Annotated in this window: 15 protein-coding genes; 12 read left to right on the forward strand and 3 right to left on the reverse strand. The window is 61.3% G+C overall.

The annotated features are described in order from the left end of the window. The first annotated feature begins 239 nt into the window (after positions 1-239). The 11 genes from rnr to AC07VV_RS17900 all read left to right on the forward strand — a co-directional run bounded on the left by rnr (position 240) and on the right by AC07VV_RS17900 (position 17,006). On the forward strand, positions 240-2,870 hold the full coding sequence (gene rnr / locus AC07VV_RS17850) for a ribonuclease R (RefSeq protein WP_495036969.1): 2,631 nt from the start codon (positions 240-242) through the stop codon (positions 2,868-2,870). Next, positions 2,867-3,634 carry a 23S rRNA (guanosine(2251)-2'-O)-methyltransferase RlmB gene (gene rlmB / locus AC07VV_RS17855; protein WP_007967448.1) on the forward strand — a complete coding sequence of 256 codons (768 nt, stop codon included), beginning with the start codon at positions 2,867-2,869 and terminating at the stop codon, positions 3,632-3,634. Before rnr ends, rlmB begins: the two co-directional genes overlap by 4 nt. A 308-nt stretch (positions 3,635-3,942) precedes the next feature. After that, entirely contained in the window at positions 3,943-4,371 is a 429-nt protein-coding gene (rpsF, locus tag AC07VV_RS17860; protein ID WP_007950702.1) for a 30S ribosomal protein S6, read from the forward strand. 28 nt (positions 4,372-4,399) lie between these two features. After that, the gene (gene rpsR / locus AC07VV_RS17865) at positions 4,400-4,630 is read left to right on the forward strand and encodes a 30S ribosomal protein S18 (protein ID WP_002551829.1); all 231 of its coding nucleotides are present in this window, start codon (positions 4,400-4,402) and stop codon (positions 4,628-4,630) included. Positions 4,631-4,667: 37 nt separating this feature from the next. Next, a complete protein-coding gene (locus AC07VV_RS17870) occupies positions 4,668-5,558 on the forward strand; it encodes a YybS family protein (protein ID WP_495036970.1) in 891 nt (296 codons plus the stop codon). Between the two features lie 19 nt (positions 5,559-5,577). Further along, positions 5,578-6,024: a 50S ribosomal protein L9 gene (rplI, locus tag AC07VV_RS17875; protein WP_008078307.1), complete on the forward strand. Its 447-nt coding sequence runs from the start codon at positions 5,578-5,580 to the stop codon at positions 6,022-6,024. Positions 6,025-6,144: 120 nt separating this feature from the next. Beyond that, on the forward strand, positions 6,145-7,542 hold the full coding sequence (gene dnaB, locus AC07VV_RS17880; protein ID WP_495036971.1) for a replicative DNA helicase: 1,398 nt from the start codon (positions 6,145-6,147) through the stop codon (positions 7,540-7,542). A gap of 112 nt (positions 7,543-7,654) precedes the next feature. Next, a complete protein-coding gene (locus tag AC07VV_RS17885; RefSeq protein ID WP_495036972.1) occupies positions 7,655-9,967 on the forward strand; it encodes a YgiQ family radical SAM protein in 2,313 nt (770 codons plus the stop codon). Positions 9,968-10,262: 295 nt separating this feature from the next. Next, complete coding sequence (locus tag AC07VV_RS17890; protein ID WP_495036973.1) at positions 10,263-13,538, forward strand: transglutaminase family protein; 3,276 nt, start codon at positions 10,263-10,265, stop codon at positions 13,536-13,538. Positions 13,539-13,626: 88 nt separating this feature from the next. Beyond that, positions 13,627-16,113 carry a circularly permuted type 2 ATP-grasp protein gene (locus AC07VV_RS17895; RefSeq protein ID WP_495036974.1) on the forward strand — a complete coding sequence of 829 codons (2,487 nt, stop codon included), beginning with the start codon at positions 13,627-13,629 and terminating at the stop codon, positions 16,111-16,113. After that, entirely contained in the window at positions 16,113-17,006 is an 894-nt protein-coding gene (locus AC07VV_RS17900) for a transglutaminase family protein (RefSeq protein WP_096819806.1), read from the forward strand. The genes AC07VV_RS17895 and AC07VV_RS17900 overlap by 1 nt, the downstream gene beginning before the upstream one ends. A gap of 69 nt (positions 17,007-17,075) precedes the next feature. Here AC07VV_RS17900 and AC07VV_RS17905 read toward each other — a convergent pair whose 3' ends face one another. Both AC07VV_RS17905 and AC07VV_RS17910 read right to left on the reverse strand, forming a co-directional pair. Beyond that, positions 17,076-17,255, reverse strand: coding sequence for a hypothetical protein (locus AC07VV_RS17905; protein WP_085732676.1), 180 nt, complete (start codon positions 17,253-17,255; stop codon positions 17,076-17,078). Between the two features lie 68 nt (positions 17,256-17,323). Next, positions 17,324-17,911, reverse strand: a complete 588-nt coding sequence (locus AC07VV_RS17910) for a cytokinin riboside 5'-monophosphate phosphoribohydrolase (protein ID WP_495036975.1) — start codon at positions 17,909-17,911, stop codon at positions 17,324-17,326. 341 nt (positions 17,912-18,252) lie between these two features. Here AC07VV_RS17910 and azu point away from each other — a divergent pair, with 341 nt between their 5' ends. Beyond that, the gene (gene azu, locus AC07VV_RS17915; protein ID WP_495036976.1) at positions 18,253-18,699 is read left to right on the forward strand and encodes an azurin; all 447 of its coding nucleotides are present in this window, start codon (positions 18,253-18,255) and stop codon (positions 18,697-18,699) included. An 87-nt stretch (positions 18,700-18,786) separates the two neighbouring features. Here the strand turns inward: azu and nadE are convergent, their stop codons facing one another. Beyond that, complete coding sequence (nadE, locus tag AC07VV_RS17920; protein WP_495036977.1) at positions 18,787-19,614, reverse strand: NAD(+) synthase; 828 nt, start codon at positions 19,612-19,614, stop codon at positions 18,787-18,789. Between the last annotated feature and the right edge of the window lies 1 nt (position 19,615).

A 19,615-nucleotide genomic window follows, 5' to 3' on the forward strand; every position in this document is an offset into this window, starting at 1 on the left:
TTCACCATCTGGGCATCTCGGCAACGTGTGTACGTCGTCGATGGCGCGCACTATACGGAGCGTCTTTTTAACTGTAAACCCCTGCCAGCAAAAAAAATGGTTTTTTTTACCAGCGGTGTTCAAAACGCCTTTCAGACGTCGATACAAGGCTCAAGACGCGCCTTATAGAGTCGGAAATTTCCCGTTTGATGGCGCCTATGCCAAACTAACCCGCATATAGACAAGGTGAAAACTCTCTAATGGCCGATTGGCAGTCCCTCGATCCCGAGGCCGCTCGTGAAGCGGAAAAATATGAAAACCCTATTCCCAGCCGCGAACTGATCCTTCAGCACCTTGCTGATCGGGGTTCGCCTGCTGCCCGCGAGCAACTGGTCGAAGAATTTGGTCTGACCACAGAAGACCAGGTCGAAGCCCTGCGCCGCCGCCTGCGCGCCATGGAGCGCGACGCTCAACTGATCTACACCCGCCGTGGCACGTACGCGCCGGTGGACAAGCTCGACCTGATCCTCGGCCGCATCAGCGGTCACCGCGACGGTTTCGGCTTTCTGGTACCGGATGACGGTTCCGATGACCTGTTCATGAGCCCGGCGCAAATGCGTCTGGTGTTCGATGGCGACCGTGCCCTGGCCCGTGTTTCCGGTCTGGACCGTCGCGGTCGCCGCGAAGGCGTGATCGTCGAAGTGGTGTCCCGTGCCCACGAAAGCATCGTCGGCCGCTATTTCGAAGAAGGCGGTATTGGCTTTGTTGTCGCGGACAATCCGAAGATCCAGCAGGAAGTGCTGGTGACCCCGGGTCGCAACGCCAACGCCCAGATCGGTCAGTTCGTCGAGGTGAAAATCACCCACTGGCCGACTCCGCGCTTCCAGCCGCAAGGTGACGTGGTCGAAGTCGTCGGCAACTACATGGCGCCGGGCATGGAAATCGATGTCGCTCTGCGCACCTACGACATTCCGCACGTCTGGCCTGAAGCCGTTCTGAAAGAAGCGGCCAAGCTCAAGCCGGAAGTCGAAGAAAAAGACAAAGAGAAACGCGTCGACCTGCGCCATCTGCCGTTCGTCACCATCGACGGCGAAGATGCCCGCGACTTCGACGACGCGGTCTACTGCGAATCCAAGCCAGGCAAGCTGCGCCTGTTCTCCGGCGGCTGGAAGTTGTACGTGGCGATTGCCGACGTTTCCAGCTACGTGAAGATCGGTTCGGCCCTGGACAATGAAGCCCAGGTGCGCGGCAACTCGGTGTACTTCCCCGAGCGCGTGGTGCCGATGCTGCCGGAGCAGCTGTCCAACGGCCTGTGCTCGCTGAACCCGCACGTCGATCGTCTGGCCATGGTTTGCGAGATGACCATCTCCAAATCCGGCGAAATGACCGACTACTGCTTCTATGAGGCGGTGATCCACTCCCACGCCCGCCTGACCTACAACAAGGTCAGCGCGATGCTGGAAACGCCGAAAGCGACTGAAGGTCGCAAGCTTCGCGGCGAATACACCGACGTCCTGCCGCACCTGAAACAGCTCTACGCGCTGTACAAGGTATTGCTGGCTGCCCGTCACGTACGTGGCGCGATCGATTTCGAAACGCAGGAAACCCGGATCATCTTCGGTTCCGAGCGCAAGATTGCCGAAATCCGCCCGACCACTCGTAACGACGCGCACAAGCTGATCGAGGAATGCATGCTGGCGGCCAACGTGGCCACCGCCGAATTCCTGAAAAAGCACGAAATCCCTGCGTTGTACCGTGTCCATGACGGTCCGCCACCGGAGCGACTGGAAAAACTGCGCGCGTTCCTCGGCGAGCTCGGCCTGTCCCTGCACAAAGGCAAGGACGGCCCGTCGCCGAAGGACTATCAGGCCCTGTTGGCCAGCATCAAGGACCGTCCGGATTTCCATCTGATCCAGACCGTGATGCTGCGCTCTCTGAGCCAGGCGGTGTACAGCGCCGAGAACGACGGTCACTTCGGCCTGAATTACGAAGCCTATACCCACTTCACCTCGCCGATCCGCCGTTACCCGGACCTGCTCACGCACCGGGCGATCCGCAGCGTGATCCATTCGAAACAGGACACCCCGCACGTTCGCCGTGCCGGCGCGATGACCATTCCGAAGGCGCGCATCTATCCGTACGATGAGGCGGCCCTGGAGCAGCTCGGCGAGCAGTGCTCGATGAGCGAGCGCCGTGCCGACGAAGCAACCCGCGACGTGGTGAACTGGCTCAAGTGCGAGTTCATGAAAGATCGCGTGGGCGAGTCGTTCCCGGGCGTGATCACTGCCGTGACCGGTTTCGGCCTGTTCGTCGAGCTGACCGATATCTACGTCGAAGGTCTGGTGCACGTTACGGCGCTGCCGGGCGATTACTACCACTTCGACCCTGTGCATCACCGCCTGGCGGGCGAGCGCACCGGTCGCAGCTTCCGTCTTGGCGATACCGTTGAAGTGCGGGTCATGCGCGTCGATCTCGACGAGCGCAAGATCGACTTCGAGATGGCCGAAAAAACCATCAGCGCGCCAATCGGCCGCAAGAAGCGTGGCACCGAAACTGCTGCTCCAGCGGCCAAGGCTGTGGAAGAAAAGGCTCCGGCAAAAACCGCCAGCCGTCGTCCGGCCAAGGAAAAGGTGGCCGAGGCTTATCGCCCGAGCGATGCCGTGGCGAAAAACGCCGAGCTGCGCAAAAGCCGTGAAATGAAGAAGGCCTTGCTGGCCGACGCCAAAAACGGTGGTAAAGCGGCGTCCGGGGGAAAGACCGGGCGGTCGGCGCCTGAAAAGGCCTCCGGCGGCAAGCCAGCCAAACCGAGCAAACACCGCAAGGGCCCGCCAAAAGCGGGTTCCGCTCCAGCCAAAAGCGGCGGGGCACGTAAACCGAAGGCGAAGTCATGAGTCAGTTGGAAAAAATCTACGGCGTTCACGCGGTAGAAGCGTTGCTGCGTCACCACCCTAAACGCGTCAAGCAGATCTGGCTGGCTGAAAGCCGCAACGATCCGCGGGTGCAGACACTGATCGAACTGGCCAACGAAAACCGGGTTCAGATCGGTCAGGCCGAGCGCCGTGAAATGGACGCCTGGGTCGAGGGCGTGCACCAGGGTGTGGTGGCGGACGTCAGTCCGAGCCAGGTCTGGGGCGAAGCGATGCTCGACGAGTTGCTCGATCGTACCGAAGGCGCGCCGCTGTTGCTGGTGCTCGACGGTGTGACCGATCCGCACAACCTCGGCGCCTGCCTGCGTTCGGCGGACGCTGCCGGTGCGCTGGCGGTCATCGTGCCGAAAGACAAGTCGGCCACTCTGACGCCTGTCGTGCGTAAAGTGGCCTGCGGTGCGGCGGAAGTGATTCCGCTGGTGGCCGTGACCAACCTTGCGCGCACCCTGGAAAAGCTCCAGCAGCGCGGGCTGTGGGTTGTCGGCACGGCGGGTGAGGCCGAGGTCAGCATCTACGACCAGGACCTGACCGGCCCGACCATCCTGATCATGGGTGCCGAAGGCAAGGGCATGCGTCGCCTGACCCGTGAACATTGCGACTACCTGGTGAACCTGCCGATGGCCGGTAGCGTCAGCAGTCTCAACGTGTCGGTTGCGACGGGCGTGTGCCTGTTCGAAGCCCAGCGCCAGCGCGGGGCCAAGGCCAAGGCAGCTGCCAAAAAGGCTTAAGCCTCACGCAGTCCAAATGTGGGAGCGAGCCTGCTCGCGAAAGCGGAGTTACATTCAGCATCATTGTTGAGTGTTTCGCCCTATCGCGAGCAGGCTGCGCTCCCGCAGCGTTTTATGGCAGAGCGAAGTTTTGGTGGCTGTTCAAATAATCACCAATTGCCTTGCACCTCTTCTATCCCTTCTCTACAATTGCGCCCCTTGCTGTGACGGCAGGCACGCATGTGCCCCGCGCCGGCAAGTCCATAAGTGTCATTCACTCCTTGTCTGACCGTTTTTGAGCGGCAGGCTACAACCCGTAAGGAGCATTCATGCGTCATTACGAAATCATCTTTCTGGTCCACCCTGACCAGAGCGAGCAAGTCGGCGGCATGGTTGAGCGTTACACCAAGCTGATCGAAGAAGACGGCGGCAAAATCCACCGTCTGGAAGACTGGGGCCGTCGTCAACTGGCCTACGCAATCAACAATGTTCACAAGGCTCACTACGTGATGCTGAACGTTGAGTGCACCGGCAAGGCTCTGGCCGAGCTGGAAGACAACTTCCGCTACAACGATGCAGTGATCCGTAACCTGGTCATCCGTCGCGACGAAGCCGTTACCGGCCAGTCCGAGATGCTCAAGGCTGAAGAAAACCGCAGTGAGCGCCGTGAGCGTCGCGAACGTCCTGAGCACGATGGCAGCGCCGATGGCGATGACAGCGATAGCGACAGCGACAACAGCGATAACGCTGACGAGTAATCCACGGACCTTTTAAGGAGCCTATCAAATGGCACGTTTCTTCCGTCGTCGTAAATTCTGCCGCTTCACCGCTGAAGACGTGAAGGAGATCGATTACAAAGATCTCAACACTCTGAAAGCCTACGTATCCGAGACCGGCAAAATCGTTCCAAGCCGCATCACCGGTACCAAAGCTCGTTATCAGCGTCAGCTGGCCACCGCTATCAAGCGCGCCCGCTTCCTGGCCCTGCTGGCCTACACCGACAGCCACGGCCGCTGAGACCGGGTAGTCGACAAGTAAGTAAGGGATCGAATGCATGCGTGCCTTAGCTGAATTCATCATGCGGGGGCGTATGCAGGCCACGCTGGTCGTGGCCGGATCTGCGGCATTGCCGCTGTTGTTCTGGTTGAGTGCCGCTGCAGGTTGCCTTGTGCTCCTGCGGCGCGGTTCGGACGCCTTGAGCGTCCTGGGTGTGGGAGTGTTGTCAGCGTTAGTGAGCTGGCACTACCTGAAAGATCCGACAGCACTGATTGTGCTGCTCGGGACCTGCGGTCTGGCGCTGGTTTTACGCGCCGGCCACACCTGGAATCGCGCGCTGCTGGTCAGCGTGGCCGTGGGATTGTTGATTGCCGTGAGCCTGGGGACTGTATTCAGTTCCTTCACCGAGACTCTGGTGCAGACGTTTGAACAAGTCTTGCCGCTGGCGATGGGTGAGGTCTACGAGAAATTCTCGGCAGACCAGAAAGCGATTCTCACTGCATTGGCGGTCCCACTGTCGATCATTTCGACAGCGGTGTCGTTGCAGGTTTTTAGCGTGCTGTGCCTGATTCTTGGGCGCTACTGGCAGGCGTTGTTGTATAACCCCGGCGGTTTCGGTCGCGAGTTTCGCGCCATCCGACTGCCGAAAAGCGTTGCGCTGTCGCTTCTGGCCGTCATGTGTGTGGCACCGTTCTTCGGTCTGCATGCCTTGGTCCTGTTGCCGTTGTGCAGCGTACCGCTGTTCTTCGCAGGTCTGGCCTTGGTTCACGGGCTGGTGGCGCAGAAGCGGTTGGCCGGTTTCTGGCTGGTGGGGATATACGTGACGCTCGTGCCTTTCATGCACTTGCTCGGTCCGTTACTGGTGGTCTTGGCCATCGTCGACAGCCTGATTGATTTTCGCGGTCGTCACGTGTCGAAAGACACCGATAGCGCGAACGGTGAAGGTTAAAAGTTAAGAGGATTTTCACATGCAACTGATCCTTCTGGAAAAAGTCACCAACCTGGGCAACCTGGGTGACAAAGTGAACGTTAAGGCCGGTTACGGTCGTAACTACCTGCTGCCTTACGGCAAGGCTACCGCCGCGACCCCAGCAAACATTGCTGCGTTCGAAGAGCGTCGTGCCGAGCTGGAAAAAGCTGCTGCAGACCGTAAAGCATCGGCTGAAAGCCGTGCTGCCCAACTGGCCGAGCTGGAAGTGACCATCACTGCCACCGCTGGCGACGAAGGCAAGCTGTTCGGTTCGATCGGTACTCACGACATCGCTGACGCACTGACCGCCTCCGGCGTTGAAGTTGCGAAAAGCGAAGTTCGTCTGCCGAACGGCACCATCCGCAACGTGGGTGAATTCGACGTGGCTGTGCACCTGCACGCCGAAGTTGAAGCCACCGTACGCGTTGTCGTGGTAGCAGCTTAAGCAACACCTGATCGGCTGGCGGCTTGTCCGTCAGACGGTTAACATCGGGCACGATCCTGTTTACAGGTCGTGCCCTTTGTCTTTCTGTAATCCCTGCTTTTCCTGAATAAAAAAGTGGCCATGAACGAAATCTCCGCTCCCGAGCAATACGATCTGCAAACCGCATCCCTGAAGGTGCCGCCGCATTCCATCGAGGCCGAACAGGCTGTACTCGGTGGTCTGATGCTGGACAACAACGCCTGGGAACGCGTGCTTGATCAAGTCTCCGACGGCGATTTCTACCGGCATGACCACCGTCTGATCTTCCGTGCGATCGCCAAACTCGCCGATCAGAACTCCCCGATCGACGTCGTGACTCTTTCCGAGCAATTGGACAAGGAAGGTCAGACTTCGCAGGTCGGTGGCCTTGGTTATCTAGTCGAACTGGCGAAAAACACGCCGTCCGTCGCCAACATCAAGGCCTATGCGCAAATCGTCCGCCAGCGTGCGACGTTGCGCCAGTTGATCGGCATCAGCAACGACATCGCCGACGCCGCCTTCAACCCTGAAGGCCGTACCGCCGAAGAGATCCTCGACGAAGCCGAGCGGCAGATCTTCGCAATTGCCGAGGCCCGGCCAAAAACCGGCGGCCCGGTGGGCGTCAACGATCTGCTGACCAAAGCCATCGACCGCATCGACACTCTGTTCAACACCGCCGACGCGATCACCGGCCTGTCCACCGGCTACACCGACCTCGACGAGAAGACCAGCGGCCTGCAACCGTCCGACCTGATCATCGTCGCCGGCCGTCCGTCGATGGGTAAGACCACCTTCGCGATGAACCTGGTGGAAAACGCCGTTCTACGCAGTGAAAAGGCGGTTCTGGTGTACTCCCTCGAGATGCCAGGCGAATCGCTGATCATGCGTATGCTTTCGTCCCTCGGTCGTATCGACCAGACCAAGGTGCGTTCCGGTCAGTTGGAAGATGACGACTGGCCACGCCTGACCTCGGCGGTCAACCTGCTCAACGACCGCAAGCTGTTCATCGATGACACCGCCGGTATCAGCCCGTCGGAGATGCGCGCCCGGACCCGGCGTCTGGTGCGTGAGCACGGCGATGTCGGCCTGATCATGATCGACTACCTGCAGCTGATGCAGATTCCCGGCTCCAGCGGTGACAACCGGACCAACGAGATTTCCGAGATCTCCCGATCCCTGAAAGCCCTGGCCAAGGAATTCAACTGCCCGGTGGTTGCGCTGTCGCAGCTCAACCGTTCCCTGGAACAACGTCCCAACAAGCGTCCGGTGAACTCCGACTTGCGGGAATCCGGAGCGATCGAGCAGGACGCCGACGTCATCATGTTCGTGTACCGGGACGAGGTTTATCACCCGGAAACCGAACACAAGGGCATCGCCGAAATCATCATCGGCAAACAGCGGAACGGCCCGATCGGCTTCATCCGCCTGGCCTTCATCGGCAAATACACACGCTTCGAAAACCTTGCGCCGGGCAGCTATAACTTCGACGACGACGAGTAAGTCCGTCCTCGTCTGACCGCCCCTGATATTTCCGACCACAGCCGTCGGAATTGGTCATTTTTTGTGCTATATTCCGCGCCCGCGATTTTTCACCTCAACACCGGTCATCGACATGCAAGCAGCCAAGCCGTTATTTGACTATCCAAAATACTGGGCCGAATGTTTCGGGCCGGCACCATTCCTGCCGATGAGCAGGGAGGAGATGGATCAGCTCGGCTGGGACTCCTGCGACATCATCATTGTGACGGGAGATGCCTACGTCGATCACCCGTCGTTCGGCATGGCGATCATCGGCCGGCTGCTGGAGTCGCAAGGCTTCCGCGTCGGGATCATTGCCCAGCCGAACTGGCAGTCCAAAGACGACTTCATGAAGCTCGGCGAGCCGAATCTGTTCTTCGGCGTCGCGGCCGGCAACATGGACTCGATGATCAACCGCTACACCGCGGACAAGAAAATCCGCTCCGACGACGCCTACACCCCGGGTGGCATGGCCGGCAAACGTCCGGATCGCGCGAGCCTGGTCTACAGCCAGCGCTGCAAGGAAGCCTACAAAAACGTACCAATCGTGCTCGGTGGCATCGAAGCCTCCCTGCGCCGTATCGCACATTACGATTACTGGCAGGATCGAGTGCGCAACTCGATCCTGATTGACGCCTGCGCCGACATCCTGCTGTACGGCAACGCCGAGCGAGCGATCGTCGAAGTCGCCCAGCGTCTGTCCTACGGTCACAAGATCGAAGACATCACTGATGTGCGCGGCACCGCGTTCATCCGTCGTGACACCCCTGCGGGCTGGTACGAAGTCGACTCCACGCGTATCGACCGTCCAGGCAAGATCGACAAGATCATCAACCCGTACGTCAACACCCAGGACACTCAGGCTTGTGCCATCGAGCAAGAGAAGGGGCCGGTTGAAGATCCGGAAGAAGCCAAGGTCGTGCAGATCCTGGCCAGCCCGAAGATGACTCGCGACAAGACCGTGATCCGCCTGCCGTCGATGGAAAAAGTACGTGGTGATGCGGTCCTGTACGCCCACGCCAACCGCGTGCTGCACCTGGAAACCAACCCGGGCAACGCCCGTGCCTTGGTGCAGAAACACGGCGAAGTCGACGTCTGGTTCAACCCGCCACCGATTCCGATGACCACCGAAGAAATGGACTACGTGTTCGGCATGCCTTACGCACGTATCCCGCATCCTGCGTACGGCAAGGAAAAGATCCCGGCCTACGACATGATCCGCTTCTCGGTGAACATCATGCGTGGCTGCTTCGGTGGCTGCACCTTCTGCTCGATCACTGAGCACGAAGGCCGGATTATCCAGAACCGTTCCGAAGAGTCGATCATTCGCGAAATCGAAGAGATCCGCGACAAGGTGCCGGGTTTCACCGGCGTCATCTCCGACCTCGGCGGTCCGACCGCGAACATGTACCGCATTGCCTGCAAGAGCCCGGAAATCGAATCCGCGTGCCGCAAGCCGTCCTGCGTGTTCCCGGGCATCTGCCCGAACCTGAACACCGACCACTCGTCGCTGATTCAGCTGTATCGCAGCGCCCGTGCGTTGCCGGGTGTGAAGAAGATCCTGATCGCCTCCGGCCTGCGTTACGACCTCGCGGTCGAGTCGCCGGAGTACGTCAAGGAGCTGGTGACCCACCACGTTGGCGGTTACCTGAAGATCGCCCCGGAACACACCGAGGAAGGTCCGCTCAACCAGATGATGAAGCCGGGGATCGGCACGTACGATCGCTTCAAGCGCATGTTCGAGAAGTACACCAAGGAAGCCGGGAAAGAGCAGTACCTGATTCCGTACTTCATCGCCGCGCACCCGGGCACCACCGACGAAGACATGATGAACCTGGCCCTGTGGCTCAAGGGCAACGGTTTCCGTGCCGACCAGGTGCAGGCGTTCTATCCGTCGCCGATGGCCACCGCCACCGCGATGTACCACTCGGGCAAGAACCCGCTGCGCAAGGTCACCTACAAGAGCGACGGCGTGACCATCGTCAAGAGCGAGGAGCAGCGTCGTCTGCACAAGGCGTTCCTGCGTTATCACGATCCGAAAGGCTGGCCGATGCTGCGTGAAGCGCTGATCCGCATGGGCCGCGCCGACCTGATCGGGCCGGGCAAGAACCAGTTGATCCCGACGCATCAGCCGGCCACCGACAGCTACCAGAGTGCCCGTCGCAAGAACTCGACGCCGTCCGGCAGCCATAAAGTGGCGAAGGACGTGAAAGAGAAGACCACCAAGATCCTCACCCAGCACACCGGTCTGCCACCTCGCGCCAGCGACGGCGGCAACCCGTGGGACAAGCGTGAGCAGGCCAAGGCTGCGGCGTTCGCCCGTAACCAGCAGGCTGCCAAGGAGCGCAAGGACGCGGCGAAAGGCAAGGGGCCGAAGCCGACGAAGAAGCCTGTAGTGCCACGCTGAATCGTTGTTGATGTGAACAGAACGCCAACCTTCGGGTTGGCGTTTTGCTGATCGTTCCCACGCTCTGCGTGGGAATGCCTCCGGGGACGCTCCGCGTCCAGTGACGCGGAGCGTCACGGCTATCAGGCTTCAGTCCGCTTTCGCAACATTTGCGTGCAACTGTGGCAAACCATTTCACCGCATCGCCCGATTTTGGTGCTGTACTGCCCTGAGCATTCCGGGAAAGCGCCCAAGCCTCTGTATGGCATAAGTCTTGCGCGCTTTCGAATACGCTTAGGCTCGCAGGAGGCACGCCGTGTCGATTCATGTCGCATTGCATCACGTCACGCATTACCGCTACGACCGCGCTGTCGAACTCGGCCCGCAGATCGTGCGTCTGCGCCCGGCTGCCCACAGCCGCACGCGGATTCTGTCGTATGCGCTGAAAGTCTCGCCCGAGCAGCACTTCATCAACTGGCAGCAGGACCCTCAGGGGAACTACCTCGCACGGCTGGTGTTCCCCGAGAAAACCGCCGAACTGCGGATCGAGGTCGATCTGCTGGCCGAGATGGCGGTGTTCAACCCGTTCGACTTTTTCCTCGAGCCCTACGCCGAGAAAATCCCCTTTGCCTACGCCGCCGATGAACGCAAGGAACTGGCGCCGTACCTCGAAACCCTGCCGCTGACGCCAAAACTCAAGGCCTACCTGGACGCCATCGACCGCACGCCGCTGCCGGCGGTGGATTTCCTCGTGGCGCTCAACCAGCGCCTGAGTGAAGACATCAATTACCTGATCCGCATGGAACCGGGCGTGCAAACCCCGGAGCACACCCTGGAGCACGCCTCCGGCTCCTGCCGCGATTCGGCGTGGTTGCTGGTGCAATTGCTGCGCAACCTTGGACTGGCGGCGCGTTTCGTCTCCGGTTACCTGATTCAACTGACCGCCGACGTGAAAAGCCTCGACGGCCCCTCCGGCACCGAAGTGGACTTCACCGATCTGCATGCCTGGTGCGAGGTGTACTTGCCCGGCGCCGGCTGGATCGGCCTTGATGCCACCTCCGGGCTGTTCGCCGGGGAAGGGCATATCCCGTTGGCCTGTAGTCCCGATCCGTCCTCGGCGGCGCCGATCAGTGGTCTGGTGGAGCCTTGCGAGTGCGAGTTCAGCCACGAAATGTCCGTGGAGCGGATCTGGGAAGCGCCTCGAGTCACCAAGCCCTACACCGATGAGCAATGGCTGGAGATCCAGGCGCTGGGCCGGCAGATCGATGCCGATCTGCTGGAAGGCGATGTGCGCCTGACCATGGGCGGCGAACCGACTTTTGTGTCCATCGACGACCCGGACGGCGCCGAGTGGAACACCGCTGCGCTGGGCCCGGATAAGCGCCGGCTCTCCGCCGAACTGTTTCAGCGCATGCGTAAACACTACGCGCCCAGGGGATTGGTGCATTTCGGCCAGGGCAAGTGGTATCCGGGCGAGCAACTGCCGCGCTGGTCGCTGAATTGCTACTGGCGCCGCGACGGTGTGCCGATCTGGCACAACACCGCGTTGATCGCCGATGAGCAACAGGATTACGGCGCCGATGGCGCATTGGCCGGGCGCTTTCTGGCGAGTGTCGCTGAACGCCTGAAACTGCCGACACGCTTTGTGTTCCCGGCCTATGAAGACAATTTCTACTACCTCTGGCGCGAGGGCGCATTGCCAAGCAACGTCAGCGCCGAAGACTCGCGTCTGGAGGAACCCTTGGAACGTGCGCGGCTGCGCAAGGTGTTCAGTCAGGGGCTGGATAAAGTCATCGGTCAGGTGCTGCCACTGGCGCGCACCGCCAAAGGCGATCAATGGCAGAGCGGGCGCTGGTATCTGCGCGATGAGCATTGCCGGCTGGTGCCGGGGGATTCACCGCTCGGCTATCGCCTGCCGTTGGGTTCGCAGCCTTGGGTGAAGGCGGCGGAGTATCCGTTCATTCATCCGAACGACCCGAATCAGGACTTCCCCGAACTGCCCGACACTGCGCAACTCAATCGACACGATGCGCCGGCCACGGCGGACGAACGGGTGCCAAAGATCGACGAGTCCGCCGACTGGCTGACCCGCACTGCCTTCTGCGCCGAGGCACGAGAAGGAAGGTTGTATCTGTTCATGCCGCCGCTGGAGCGGGTCGAAGATTATCTGGAGCTGGTGGCCGCCATCGAAGCCACCGCCGAGGAACTGCACTGTCCGGTGTTGCTGGAAGGCTACGAGCCGCCGAGCGATCCGCGCCTGAGCAACTTCCGCATTACGCCGGATCCCGGCGTGATCGAGGTCAACGTCCAGCCGTCCGCGACGTGGGATGAGTTGGTCGAGCGCACCGAGTTCCTGTACGAGGAGGCGCGCCAGACCCGACTGTCCACCGAGAAATTCATGATCGACGGGCGACACACCGGCACCGGTGGCGGTAACCATTTCGTACTCGGCGGAGCAACGCCGGCGGACTCCCCGTTCCTGCGACGCCCGGATCTGCTGCGCAGCCTGATCAGCTATTGGCACAACCATCCGTCGCTGTCCTACCTGTTTTCCGGACTGTTTATCGGCCCGACTTCTCAGGCACCGCGAGTCGATGAAGCGCGCAACGATGCGCTGTACGAGCTGGAAATCGCCTTCGCGCAGATGCCGGCGCCGGGAGAAGCGTGCGCGCCATGGTTGGTGGATCGCTTGCTGCGCAACCTGCTGATCGACGTCACCGGCAACACCCACCGCGCCGAGTTCTGTATCGACAAACTGTATTCACCGGACGGCGCCACCGGGCGTCTCGGTCTGTTGGAGTTGCGTGCGTTCGAAATGCCGCCCCATGCGCGGATGAGCCTGGCTCAGCAGTTGTTGTTGCGGGCACTGGTGGCGCGGTTCTGGCGCGAGCCTTATGCGCCGCCGAAACTGGCGCGCTGGGGCACCGAGTTGCATGACCGGTTCTTGCTGCCGCATTTCATCGAGCAGGACTTTGCCGACGTCATCGTCGAACTCAACAATGCCGGTTATCCGCTGCGCGCCGAATGGTTCGCGGCGCATCTGGAGTTTCGCTTTCCCAAGGTCGGCGATTACGCCGTCAACGGCATCGAGCTGGAGTTGCGTCAGGCCCTTGAACCCTGGCATGTGCTGGGCGAGGAGGGCGCGGCAGGCGGTACGGTGCGTTACGTCGATTCATCGCTGGAGCGTCTGCAGGTCAAGCTCACGGGGCTGCCGCCGCAGCGTTACCTGCTGACCTGCAACGGCATCCCGGTGCCGCTGCAACCGACCGGGCGGGTCGGCGAGTTTGTCGCCGGTGTGCGTTTCCGCGCCTGGCAACCGGCCAACTGCCTGCAACCGACGATCCCGGTGCACGCGCCGCTGGTGTTCGACTTGCTCGACACCTGGATGCAGCGCTCGCTGGGCGGTTGTCAGTACCACGTCGCCCATCCGGGCGGGCGCAATTACGAGACGTTGCCGGTCAACGCCAACGAAGCGGAGAGCCGGCGCATGGCGCGTTTCTTCCGTGTCGGGCACACGCCGGGGAAACTTCCGATACCGAACCTGACAATCTCCGACGAACTGCCGATGACTCTCGATTTGCGACGCTTTTAGATCGTACGCGACGCCCGGATTTTTCGTATATCCGGGCGTCATGTGCCTGCGTTAGTCTGACCGTTCCTTGCTGGCTGCCGAGCTTTCCATGCCTGACCTGCTTGACCGCTACCCGCTGACGGCGGGCACCTATCACGAACTGCTCGACGACAGCGGTGCGGTGCGTCCGCACTGGCAGCGGCTGTTCGACCAATTGCAGCGCAGCACCCCGGCGCAACTGGTGCAGCGTCAGGCATTGCTGACTCGGCAGATTCAGGAAAACGGCGTCACCTACAACGTCTATGCCGACCCCAAGGGCGCGGATCGTCCTTGGGAGCTGGATCTGCTGCCCCATGTGATCGCCGCTGATGAGTGGCAACAACTGTCGGCCGGAATTGCCCAGCGCGCGCGCCTGCTCAATGCGGTGCTGGCGGATCTGTACGGGCCGCAGCGGCTTATCAGTGAAGGGCTTTTGCCGGCGGAGCTGGTGTTCGGTCACAACAACTTCCTCTGGCCCTGTCAGGGCATCGCGCCTCCGGACGGGGCCTTTCTGCATCTGTATGCCGTGGATCTGGCGCGCACGCCGGACGGGCGCTGGTGGGTGACGGCGGATCGAACCCAGGCGCCATCCGGTGCCGGTTACGCGCTGGAGAACCGCACCATCGTGTCCCGGGCCTTCCCCGAGTTGTACCGGGACCTGAAGGTGCAGCACCTGGCCGGATTCTTCCGCACCTTGCAGGAAACCCTGGCCCGTCAGGCCCCCTGCGACGATGACGCGCCGCTGGTGGTGTTGCTGACCCCGGGGCGTTTCAATGAAAGCTATTTCGAACATCTCTATCTGGCGCGCCAGCTCGGTTATCCGCTGGTGGAGGGCGGTGACCTGACGGTGCGCGATGCCACGGTCTACCTGAAAACCCTCAGCGGTCTGCGTCGGGTTCACGCGATCATGCGTCGGCTCGACGATGACTTCTGCGATCCGCTGGAGCTGCGCACGGATTCGGCGCTCGGCGTTCCCGGGCTGCTTGAGGCCGTGCGTCAGGGCCGGGTGCTGGTGGCCAACGCGCTGGGCAGCGGCGTGCTGGAGTCGCCGGGGCTGCTGGGTTTCTTGCCGAAGATCAATCAATACCTGTTCGGCGAAGAACTGATTCTGCCCTCCATCGCCACCTGGTGGTGCGGCGAGGCGCCCGTGCTGGCCCAGGCATTGGAGAAACTGCCGGAGCTTCTGATCAAACCGGCCTTTCCGTCCCAGAGCTTTTCGCCCGTTTTCGGGCGTGATTTGAGCGAAAAACAGCGCCAGAGTCTCGCCGAGCGCATGCAGGCCCGGCCTTATGCCTATGTGGCGCAAGAACTCGCGCAACTGTCCCACGCGCCGATCTGGCAGCCCGAGGACGGCCAGTTGCAACCGCGAGCCATCGGCATGCGCATGTATGCGGTGGCCAGTCGCGACGGCTATCGAGTGCTGCCCGGTGGCCTGACCCGGGTGGCGGCCGAAGCCGATGCCGAAGTGGTGTCGATGCAGCGCGGCGGTGCGAGCAAGGACACCTGGGTGCTGGGTGACCGGCCGCCGAGCGGTGAACAATGGAAGGCCCAGCGCAACATCGGTGTGCCTGATCTGGTGCGGCGTGATCCGTATCTGCCGTCGCGGGTGGTGGAAAACCTGTTCTGGTTCGGCCGTTACTGCGAGCGCTGCGACGACAGCGCGCGACTGTTGCGGATCATGCTGGCGCGCTACGTCGACGGTGACGATCCACAAGCTTTGCAGGCTGCCGTAGAGCTCGGTGAGCGGCTGATGCTGCTGCCGGACGAAGGCGAGCTGCCGGAGCGCCTGCTCGCGGCTTTGCTCGGCGAGGACTGGTCGTTCAGCCTGCGTTCCAACCTGCAGCGCTTGCAGTGGGCGGCGTCGCAAGTGCGGGGCAAGCTATCGCGGGAGAACTGGCAGGCGCTGGTGGAGTTGCAGCGCGAGGCGACGGAGCTGGACACCGACGAGCCGGACTTCGGCGAGTTGCTGGATTTTCTCAACCGGCTGGTGATGTCGCTGGCGGCGCTGTCCGGGTTTGCTCTCGACGACATGACCCGGGACGAAGGCTGGCGCTTCCTGATGATCGGCCGGCGGATCGAGCGCCTGCAATTTCTCAGCAGTAGTCTCGCGGGTTTCCTGCGCGGCGCCGGGGCGTTCGAACAAGCGGGGCTTGAGTGGTTGCTGGAACTGGGCAACAGCAGCATCACCTATCGCTCGCGTTATCTGGCAGTGGCGCAGTTGATTCCGGTGCTCGACCTGTTGCTGCTGGACGAGCAGAACCCCCATGCGGTGTTGTTCCAGTTGAAACTGGTGACGCGCACGCTCAAGCGTCTGAATGATGATTTTGGTGTGCCGAGGGAGGCCGGGTTGCCAGAACTGGTCGAGCGTCTGGCGCGCTTCGATCTGGGGTGTCTGGAAAATCCCCTATTCGGCGAATCCAGCGTACGTGCGGCCCTCGACGGGCTGGCGGATCTGCTGCAAGACATCGCCGACGCCAGCGGCCAGGTGTCCGATCGTCTGGCCCTGCGCCATTTCGCCCATGTCGATGATGTCAGCCAGCGTACGGTGTCCGTCTGATGAACGCCCACTACCAGATCCTTCACGACACTTGTTATCACTACGACAGCCCGGTCTCGCTGGCACAGCAGCTCGCGCATCTGTGGCCCCGCGAGTGCGCCTGGCAGCGCTGCACTGAGCAGCAATTGCTGATCAGTCCGGAGCCGACTGCGCGTCGTGACGAACAGGATGTGTTCGGCAATCCGCTGACGCGCCTGGCGTTCGAGCGGCCTCACGATGAGTTGCAGGTCAACGCCCGGCTGACGGTCGAGGTGCTGGCACGGCCGGCGCTGGATTTCAATCTGTCCCCGGCTTGGGAATTGACCCGTAATGCGCTGACCTACAGCAGCCAGCCGTTGTCTGCCGAATTGCTGGAGGCTTGCCGTTATCGGTTTCAGTCACCCTACGTTCACTTGAAACGCAGTTTCGTCGAGTTCTCCGAAAGCTGTTTTCCACCCGGGCGACCGTTGCTGCTGGGCGTGCAGGCGTTGATGGAAAAGATTTTCGACGAGTTCACCTTCGATGCCGAGGCGACGCAAGTCGCGACTCCGCTGGTCGAGGTGCTGGAGCGGCGGCGCGGAGTCTGTCAGGACTTTGCCCACCTGATGCTGGCCTGCGTGCGTTCCCGAGGATTGGCGGCGCGCTACATCAGCGGCTATCTGCTGACACGACCGCCACCGGGGCAGCCGCGATTGATCGGCGCCGATGCGTCCCATGCCTGGGTGTCGGTATTTTGCCCGGTGCTGGGCTGGGTGGATTTCGATCCGACCAACAATGTGCAACCGGCACTGGAGCACATCACCCTGGCCTGGGGCCGGGATTTCTCCGATGTGTCGCCGTTGCGGGGGGTGATTCTGGGAGGGGGGAGCCATGATCCCGAGGTCCGGGTCACGGTGATGCCACTGAATGAGTGAACAAGCACACTGCAGGAGCGGGCAAGCCCGATCCTGCAGGTTTTGCGTTCAGTGGTCCTGCGGTGTTGCTCAGGCGTCGGGCGCCGGGTCTTTCGGTGCATCAACATCATCATCGGTCGCCACTTCACCGTCAGGGTTCAGTGCCGCTTCTTCAGCCATCTGCTTCTTGCGCTGAAGCTTTTCCTCTTTCTTCTGTTCCTTGGCCAGGTCACGTTGACGCTTGGCGAAGGAGTAATTGGGTTTGGCCATGGGCGATCCTCTTGGGTCGAAGGTGAGGTTGAGCGGCGCGTATTCTGCCCTGTATCGGTGCCCGGGGGTTAACCGGGTTTCTGGTCGACCCACTTTGGCGTGACGGTCGGCTTCCACTGGTCGAGAGCATCGAGCAGCGATTGCGGCGATTCGCTCACTTGCAGCATGTCACGGTGCGGTGCGCGAACGAAGCCTTCGCCGACGATGTGATCGAGAAATGCGGTGAGTTTGCTGTAGAAACCGTTCACTTCCAGCAGGCCCAGCGGCTTGCCGTGGTAGCCGAGCTGGCCCCAGGTCCAGACTTCGAACAACTCCTCCAGGGTGCCAAGGCCACCCGGCAGGGCGATGAACGCATCGCTGAGTTCGGCCATCCGCGCCTTGCGGGCGTGCATGCCGTCGACCACTTCCAGGCGCGACAGGCTCTTGTGACCGATTTCCTTGTCCATCAGGCTCTGCGGAATGATGCCGATCACTTCACCGCCGGCCGCCAGTGCGGCATCCGCGACAATCCCCATCAGGCCGACAGCGCCACCGCCGTAGACCAGCGTCAGTTTGCGCTCGGCAATGGCTGTGCCGAGGGCGATGGCGGCTTCGGTGTACGCCGGGGTGGTGCCGGCGTTGGCACCGCAAAATACACAAACGGATGTGAGAGACATGCCTTCCTCCTGGGTCAATCCGTCACAGGGTAATGGCTGGCACGCCTTGATCCAAGGGCTAGACTTCGCGTTTCGGGGTTTCGTAGGTGCCGCTGGCGCCACAGGCGTAGGCGGCGAGCAGGCTGCACAACAGACTGTTGAAGGACATGACTGATGCTCCAGATGAGAGTTGAGCCCTGAAGATACGGCCCGGCCAATCGTCTGGCTGTTAGATTGTTTCGATGAGTGTCATAGCCTGAAAGTTGTATACAATTTTTGACTCAAGTCATAGGAACTTGCGAAGATTTCAGGCAGTCTTTCCCCCATTCGTGTTTTTGTTAACCCTGCCTTGGAGATTCACCATGTTTTCCAAAGTTGTTGCGGTATCCCTGCTGGCGCTGGCCAGCAGCCAATTGATGGCTGCCGAGTGCAAAACCACCGTTGACTCCACCGACCAGATGTCCTTCACCACCAAGGAGATCGTGATCGACAAGAGCTGCAAGACTTTCACCGTCGAACTGACCCATTCCGGCAGCCTGCCGAAGAACGTCATGGGCCACAACCTTGTGGTCAGCAAGACCGCTGACATGCAGCCGATCGCCACTGACGGCCTGGCCGCGGGCATCGACAAGAACTACCTGAAGGACGGTGACGAGCGCGTCATCGCTCACACCAAGATCATTGGCGCCGGTGAGAAAGATTCGCTGACCATCGACGTATCGAAACTGGCAGCCGGCACCGATTACGGTTTCTTCTGCTCGTTCCCGGGCCACATCTCGATGATGAAAGGCACCATTGCTGTCAAGTAAGCAGGGCCATCGGCATCGATAGATGTTCCGGCAAAGAAAAGCCCGCTGAGGATCACTCCTCAGCGGGCTTTTTCATTCACTCACCGATTACGGCGCAAACGGCATGACGCGTTTGTGATGAGTCTTTTTGTAGGTGTTGACGATGATGTCGAACGCTTCCTGACGCACCGGCTGGCCGTGCAGGAAGGCGTCGATCTCGGTGTAGGTGACGCCGTGGGAGGCCTCGTCCGGTTTGCCCGGCGACAGGTCTTCCAGATCCGCCGTCGGCACTTTTTCCACCAGCGATTCTGGCGCGCCGAAGCTGCGGGCGATGGCCCGGACCTGGTTTTTCACCAGACCGCTGAGCGGGGCCAGATCGCAGGCGCCGTCACCGAACTTGGTGAAGAAACCCATCACCGCTTCCGCCGCGTGATCGGTGCCGATCACCAGGCCATGGGCTGCGCCGGCGATGGTGTACTGGGCGACCATGCGCATCCGCGCCTTGGTGTTGCCGAGCACGAAATCCACCGACACCGCGTGTTTGCCTTCGAAGGCTGCGACTTCGCCGGCCAGGGATTTCACCGCCGGGCCGATGTTGACGGTGTGGCGCTCGTCCGGGGCGATGAAGTCCACCGAAGCCTGGGCGTCGTGTTCATCGAACTGCACGTCGTACGGCAGGCGCACGGCGATGAACTTGTAGCCGTTGTCGCCGGTGCGCTCGCGCAGTTCACGCATGGCGCGCTGGGCCAGCAGGCCTGCGGTCAGCGAGTCGACACCACCGCTGATGCCCAGCACCAGGGTCTTGAGGCCGGAGTTGACCAGGCAATCCTGGATAAAGGTGATGCGCCGGGCGACTTCGGCCTGGAGGGCCTGGTAGTCGGCAAACGGCGGCTGGACCTTGAGCTGTTCAGCAATCTCACGCTGTACGGCTTGCATG

The organism is Pseudomonas sp. GW821-FHT02C04, from assembly GCF_059421845.1.